At 68.1% G+C, this 4,895-nt stretch carries 4 protein-coding genes; 2 read left to right on the top strand and 2 right to left on the bottom strand.

Annotation, left to right across the window (positions count from 1 at the left end):
• Positions 1–363: 363 nt before the first annotated feature.
• Both QZY48_RS25725 and QZY48_RS25730 read right to left on the bottom strand, forming a co-directional pair.
• Positions 364–1,602 carry an HD domain-containing phosphohydrolase gene (locus tag QZY48_RS25725; protein WP_295436376.1) on the bottom strand — a complete coding sequence of 413 codons (1,239 nt, stop codon included), beginning with the start codon at positions 1,600–1,602 and terminating at the stop codon, positions 364–366.
• Positions 1,603–1,896: 294 nt separating this feature from the next.
• Positions 1,897–2,868 (bottom strand): hypothetical protein, encoded by a 972-nt coding sequence (locus QZY48_RS25730; RefSeq protein WP_295436373.1) that lies wholly within the window; start codon positions 2,866–2,868, stop codon positions 1,897–1,899.
• A 425-nt stretch (positions 2,869–3,293) separates the two neighbouring features.
• Between QZY48_RS25730 and QZY48_RS25735 the strand changes: the two genes are divergently transcribed.
• Both QZY48_RS25735 and QZY48_RS25740 read left to right on the top strand, forming a co-directional pair.
• Positions 3,294–4,193, top strand: coding sequence for a TIM44-like domain-containing protein (locus tag QZY48_RS25735; RefSeq protein ID WP_295436374.1), 900 nt, complete (start codon positions 3,294–3,296; stop codon positions 4,191–4,193).
• 12 nt (positions 4,194–4,205) lie between these two features.
• The gene (locus QZY48_RS25740; protein WP_295436375.1) at positions 4,206–4,619 is read left to right on the top strand and encodes a YajD family HNH nuclease; all 414 of its coding nucleotides are present in this window, start codon (positions 4,206–4,208) and stop codon (positions 4,617–4,619) included.
• Positions 4,620–4,895: the final 276 nt, after the last annotated feature.

Consider the following 4,895-nt stretch of genomic DNA (forward strand, 5'->3'; position numbering starts at 1 on the left):
ACGTCATGTTGCCTTCCAGCACGTTAAAACTGTCGGCATCCGCATTAGCTATTTCGAAGCTGTACCAGCACTTCAGGGAACGCGATTTCCCCTACGGCCTACAAGATTCTCTGTGTACGCTTGCCCCATAGTCTTGTTCGCGGGTTACCCCACTCCGCAATGGGACCAACACTCGATACGGGCGGGTCGCTAGCCCTTACCCGACGGGGACTTACACCCCGCAAGAGACGCCAAGCTTAGCTCGGCGCGATAACGCTTGATGCAAGATCCATCCCGAATGCCGTGACGGCACCTTACAAGCGGTTGGTGTGGTGGATGGCGTGCGGTTCGCGAATTGCGACGCAATCCGGCTCGCGATTCGGCTCAGACCCGGTCCTGGTAGCTGCCGGACACCGCCAGCCGGTGGCGCTCGTCCTCCGCGTAGTGGCTGGCGATCGCCCGGAAGCGGCCCTGGTCGGCCAGGAAGGCATCGACCACGTCGGGATCGAAATGCGTCCCCCGGTGAGCGCGAATCTCTTCGATCGCCGCATCGACAGCCATGGCCGGCTTATAGACGCGGCGAAACACCAGGGCGTCGAAGACATCCGCCAGCGCCATGAGACGCGCCGCGACGGGGATGTCATCGCCTTGGAGACCGTCCGGATAGCCGCTGCCGTCCCAGCACTCGTGGTGCGAACGGGCGATCGCCTGGGCGATCAGCAGAAACTCCAGCGGCCCGGGGTCGGCGGCGCCGCCGGGCCCCGCCAACGCCGCCGCCAAGGCCGCATGACCGAGGCGGCAATGCTCGCGCAGCGCCGCATACTCCGTCTCCGACATGGCCCCGCGCATGGCATCGTCAATGGCGTCGCTGCCGATCCGACTGTGGGTCTGCATCACCGCATACTCCGCCCCGGTGAGCCGGCCGTGCTTGAGCAGGATATGATCCGGGATGCCGACCTTGCCGATGTCGTGCAACGGCGCCGCCTGGACGATCATCCGCACCCCGCGCGGACTCAAGGCAGTGCGAAAGCGCGGGTGGTCCGTAAGCCGCTGGGCCAGGCATTGCACATAGGCCTGGGTGCGGCGCAGATGATTGCCGGTCTCGGGATCGCGCGTCTCGGCGAGACTGGCCAAGGCGCGGATGCTCACGTCCTGCGCAATCTGACCCTCCCGCACACGCCGCGCCACCTCCGCCTCCAAGGCGTCGTTGCGCAGTGCCAAGGCATCGCGGGCGTGCTTGAGCAGCAGGTGGGTGCGCACCCGCGCCCGCACGATCGCGGCGCGCACCGGCTTGGTGATGTAGTCCACCGCCCCGAGGGCGAAACCGCGCTCTTCGTCCTGCACCGCATCCAGGGCGGTGACGAAAATCACCGGCACCAGGGCGGTGACGGGATCGCCGCGCAGGCGCTCCAGCACGGCATAGCCGTCCAGTCCCGGCATCATCACATCGAGCAGAATGAGGTCCGGGGGGGGCTTGGTGTGCGCGACGACCAGCGCGCGCGCGCCGCCGTTAGCGACCCGCACGCGAAACTCCGGCTGCAGTATTTCCCCGAGAACCAAGAGGTTCTCGGGGGTATCGTCGACCACCAGCACGGTGGAGCGAGCGTCGGGGGTGAGGGACATAGCGCCGCGACGGGTCGGTGGATGATATCTTGGTGCCCTGAGCTTAGCACCCCAGCCCACCTCTTGGGGTGCGATCAGAACTGCTGTGGTGACCGAAACCTCGGGTACGTTGTCGTTGTCGTTGTCGTTGTCGTGGTCGTGGTCGTGGTCGTGGTCGTGGTCGTGGTCGAATAATCCGACCACGATTACGACAACGACAACGACAACGAACACCTCAGTTCTGACCGCACCCCCCTTGATCGACCCGCTACGCCGAGGCCGGCGCGCGGCGTCGGCCTCCGCCGTCCGCGGCGGTCAGGGCCGACGCTCAGCGGCGCCGGCGATCCGATGGTGGTGGAAGGGGTCAAGGAACAGGAGCAGGGTGTGGAACGCGTCCGGGACCCGTAATACCCACCCGCGGAAGGGGTCATCCAGACTGCCCGTCTTGAGCTGCGCCGGGCGGTCCAGCCCGACATCGACCAGGATGAGTCCGGACTCCCCGACCAGCCCGTCGGAGGCGATCAGACGGGCGTCCGCGGCCAAGTGCCGGAGGCGTGCGGCCACCTCACGGTCGATGCGCGCGCACCCGCACAGGTCCGCCACCAGGCCGATCAGCAGCAGCCGCTTGTAGGCCAGTTCAGGGTCGAATTCGTCCTCATCCAGGGCCGGTGACTCACCGTGCGGCCGCACGCTGCCGCGCATCACCAGATAGACGAACAGTTCGTGCAAGGCCAGCCAGGCGCCCGCGGGCCAGGTGCTCCCGGCCTTGACGGCATAGAGCAGTTCGCGGCTGAAAAAGCGGAAGGCGACGCGGATCGCCCAGGCCCGGCCGCGCGCGTGATCATCGGAGAAAAAGCCTTGACCGTGGTCCAATTCGTGCAGCAGATGCACGCAGTTGTGGGCCATCGCGGCATAGAGCCGCTGTTCCAGACTCAGCGCCGCGCTGCGTCCCCCACGCAGAGTGGTGCGCTGACCGCTGGCCCCGGCCGGCGCACCCATCGGTCCCGGGGCCAGGACCGCGGCGACCTGCACGACGGCCCGCTCGAGCTTGCGCAAGGCGTGGCAGCGCGCCTGCACCTCCAGCTGCGCCGCCGGCAGTTGCCCGAGGATCAGGATGAGTTCAGGCAGCACCCGGTGGCTATCGAGTGTGCGCAAGGCGTGCAGGCGCGCCAGGATGGGGGCACTGTCCGCGCCGGCCTCGCGGGGGTTGACAGGTGACCGGCCGAGGCTTACCGCCTGATGCGCGGCGGCGATTTGGTACTGTGCGTGGTGTCGATTCTTATACATGCTTACGACTCCAATAACGGTGGGAGAGACCTGATCCCTGTCTCGTGGCACCCGCCCGACGGCGCAGTACCGCCTCCTACCTGTTAAGCTATCGGTGAACCCCAAAATAGCCAGAGCGACGCGACAGATGCTGCGAAAACGGCGACGAAGGCGCCGTGCGGCGCGGGTTAGGCCCCCCGGCGCGGCGACCGCGCCGGGTCACCGCGCTCCCCGGCGGCCGCGGCGACCCAGGTTCGTGGTCGTGGGGCCAACCCGGGACCGGGACCTCCCCGGGGGTTGTGCGCCGCGCGGCGGACCCCGACAATCCGGCTTTGACATCGAGGCCCAGGGTTGGCAAGGTAAGCGGGCGCCGACGCCGCCGTCCAGTCACGCCTTGACCGTGGGTCCGGACCCATCCACTCACCTTGCAGGACCTCACCCGCACTATGAAACTTGAGACCATCTTCATCGCCGCGGCCACGCTGTTGGTCGCCGGCCTCCTGCTGCTGCCCCAACCGGCCGACGCCAGGCGCATGGGTGGCGGGGGCAATGTCGGCAAGCAGTACAGCATGCCGAGTCAGGCGCCGGCGCAGCGCCCCACCCAAGCGCAGGGTCCGACGGCCACCGCCGGGCAGCGGGCGCCCCAGGCCGGCGGGGCCAGCCGCTGGCTCGGCCCCCTGGCGGGGCTTGCCGCCGGCGGGCTGCTGGCGTCGATGTTCATGGGCGGCGGATTCCAGGGCTTCCAGATCATGGACTTCCTGGTGGTCGCCGCGCTGGGATTCGGTGTCTTCATGCTCTGGCGCTGGTTTCGCCGCAACCAGGCCAGGACCCTGGCCGCGGCCGCCTACGGCAGGACCGCAACCGCCAACGCGGGACCTGGCTTCAACGCGCCGCCCGCGGGCCCGGACCCGCTCGGCGCGCAGAACGGCGGCGGCCTGGGTGAAGCGCGGGGCTCGACCGGCGGCGGCAATGAGTTCCCCGTCTGGTTCGACGGCGCGGCCTTCGAGGCCGGGGCCAAGGACCACTACATCCGCCTGCAGGCAGCTTGGGACAAGGCGGACTTCAGCGAGATCCGCGACTACACCACCCCCGAGCTGTGCGCCGAGCTGCAACGCGAGCGCGCAGCGCTGGCCGGCCCCCAGTACACCGAAGTGGTACGCCTCCAGGCGCAGTTGGCATCGCTGCAGCGCGACGGGGACCTGGCCGTGGCGAGCATCCTGTTCTCCGGGCTGATCCGTGAGGACGAGCAGGGCCCCGCCCAGGAAGTGCGTGAGTTCTGGCATGTCCAGCACCAGTGGGCGAGCGCGGCCGGCGACTGGTACATCGCCGGTATTCAACAGGCGTAACGAGGTCGACCCATGCCCCCGAGTGATCCCCCGCGTCACGGCAAGACCGGCCGACCGATCGACACGGCACGGCTCGACCGCGTCGTCAGTCAGGCGCGGGCGGCCAGCGACGAGCGCGCCGCCGGTTACCGCGAACAGGCCCTCAAACTCTACCCCTGGGTGTGCGGGCGCTGCGCCCGGGTCTTCGACCGGAGCAATCTGCGCGAACTGACCGTCCACCATAAGGACATGAACCATGATCGCAACCCGCCCGACGGGAGCAACTGGGAACTGCTCTGCCTCTATTGCCACGACAACGAGCACCAGCGCTACGAGGAACACCTGGCCGCCCGCGCTGCCGGACCCACCCGGCCGGCCCCGGGCGGGGGCAAGCAGACCACCCACAACCCCTTCGCGGGGTTAGGCGACCTGCTGAAGAAGGAATAAGCCCAAGGGGCGTCGCCGCAAGGAACCGGCTACCCGCTATGGCAGGAGCAGCGGCCACTGCCGAAGACGAAAATCCCCCGTGGGCGCGGTTTGCAGCCGCGACTTGTGAGGTCCAGTCGCGGCTGCAAGCCGCTCCCATGACCCGGCCGGATTTTCACGGTGCAGGTGTGCAGCCGGGCGGGACCCCGGGTGCGATCAGAACTGATGTGGTGACCGAGATCCCGGGTACGTTGTCGTTGTCGTTGTCGTTGTCGTAATCGAATAATCCGACCACGA

It is taken from the genome of uncultured Thiodictyon sp., assembly GCF_903828115.1.
Classification (GTDB): Bacteria; Pseudomonadota; Gammaproteobacteria; order Chromatiales; family Chromatiaceae; genus Thiodictyon.